Source organism: Mesorhizobium qingshengii, assembly GCF_900103325.1.
Classification (GTDB): Bacteria; Pseudomonadota; Alphaproteobacteria; order Rhizobiales; family Rhizobiaceae; genus Mesorhizobium; species Mesorhizobium qingshengii.
Genome location: NZ_FMXM01000109.1, coordinates 1 through 1372, shown reverse-complemented (window position 1 = coordinate 1372; position 1372 = coordinate 1). Strand labels below are relative to the sequence as shown.

1 protein-coding gene and 3 pseudogenes are annotated in these 1372 nt (G+C 59.1%); 1 reads left to right on the top strand and 3 read right to left on the bottom strand.

Features of this window, described 5'->3' with window-relative positions; genetic code table 11:
• Positions 1–93 precede the first annotated feature (93 nt).
• The 3 genes and pseudogenes from BLS48_RS34635 to BLS48_RS35905 form a co-directional block, all read right to left on the bottom strand.
• Positions 94–610 (bottom strand): annotated as a pseudogene (locus BLS48_RS34635) (transposase); the annotation flags it as partial.
• Positions 611–701: 91 nt separating this feature from the next.
• Positions 702–881, bottom strand: a pseudogene (locus BLS48_RS34630) (transposase domain-containing protein); the annotation flags it as partial.
• Positions 882–963: 82 nt separating this feature from the next.
• On the bottom strand, positions 964–1134 hold the full coding sequence (locus tag BLS48_RS35905) for a hypothetical protein (RefSeq protein ID WP_167365358.1): 171 nt from the start codon (positions 1132–1134) through the stop codon (positions 964–966).
• A gap of 49 nt (positions 1135–1183) precedes the next feature.
• On the opposite strand from BLS48_RS35905, the pseudogene groEL reads away from it, so the two are divergent.
• A pseudogene (gene groEL, locus BLS48_RS36910) lies at positions 1184–1372 on the top strand (chaperonin GroEL); the annotation flags it as partial.

Sequence of the window (1372 nt, the reverse complement as noted above, 5' to 3'; positions counted from 1 at the left end):
TCATTCGGTATCGCAGGTTCTTTGCGTCGGGTCATAGTGGGAATCCTTTTTACCCATTATGCCCGCCCGCACACGGAATTCCTGACAGTCCCGGCCGCGCAGCCGCTTGCCCTTCGGCCCCCAACCTCGCAGCGGAGCCATGTTGGTCTTGATCCAGGTCTCATCGATGAACACCAGGCACTGTGGATCGAGACCGGTCTGCCAAGATCGCCATCGCTGCCGCCTGCGGGCAATATCAGCGCGCGCCTGCTCAAGGGCGAACAGTGTTTTTTTTGAAGCTCAGGCCCTCGCGGCGCAGGAACATCCAGATCGTATTGTGCGAGACCTTGACCCCGCGCGCGGCCAACTCGTCTTTCAGCCTATGCAAACTCAGCTCAAAGGTCTGATTGATCCGCTCCACGATGAAGGCCCGATGCGGCTCAAGAATGCGCTTGCGATGTCCGCCCATCTTGCCCGGTGCCACCGAGCCGGTCGCCCGATAGCGCTGCGACCACTTCACGACAGAAGAAACTGCAACGCCAAAGCGCGATGCCACGGTACGGCAATTCTCGCCTGCGCCAACGGCTTCAACAACACGCTCACGAAGATCGTTTGAAAGCGCTCGCGTCATCAGATGCTGGCCTCCAATCCAGCCTGCATCTTGAATCACAAACAACCTGATTTGGGAATCCTACGATTCTCTCAAAACAGGAAACGCTCTAGGCCTCTTCAAGCCCAAGCAGAAGCTGATCCTCGGGAAGTGTCTCGGCACGGCGACCGAACCGGTGACGCTGCAATTCCTTGATGATCTGACGCAGGCGGGCGTTCTCCGCCTCGCGCGAAAGCACCATCGCTTTCAGCGCGTTCAGATCATCCGGAAGCTCGTCCGCCGTTATCGCCATGGATTGAGAACAGCATATTTTACCGCTTGGATCGAGGGGCTGGATAGTGCTGATTCAATTGGTCGCGGCCGTCATCCAGCCTTTACCGGCGTGCGCGTTTCTCCGCAATGATCTGCGCCTTCTGACCGTCGCTCCATTCGCGACGGCGGCCATTGACGGTGTAAACCTCGAACCGGCGCACCGGCTCATCCCTGGATTTAAGCGTAAGCTCTGAAATCGACATATGTCCAAGCCCCTCTTCCAGGCTGAACATCGACAATCATACGCTGATCCGGAAGGTGGGGTCAAAACAGCGCTTACGCTACAACGCCCAGACCGGCGAGTATGGCGACATGATCGCCATGGGTATCGTCGATCCGGTCAAGGTCGTGCGCACGGCTCTCCAGGACGCGGCTTCGGTCGCCGGCCTGCTCGTCACCACCGAAGCCATGATCGCGGAGGCTCCGAAGAAGGAGTCGGCTGGCGGCGGCATGCCTGGCGGCATGGGCGGC

Bases quoted from the DNA above. Each gene is read 5' to 3' on its own strand.
- BLS48_RS35905 (WP_167365358.1), bottom strand. From the start codon at position 1,134: ATGTTCAGCCTGGAAGAGGGGCTTGGACATATGTCGATTTCAGAGCTT.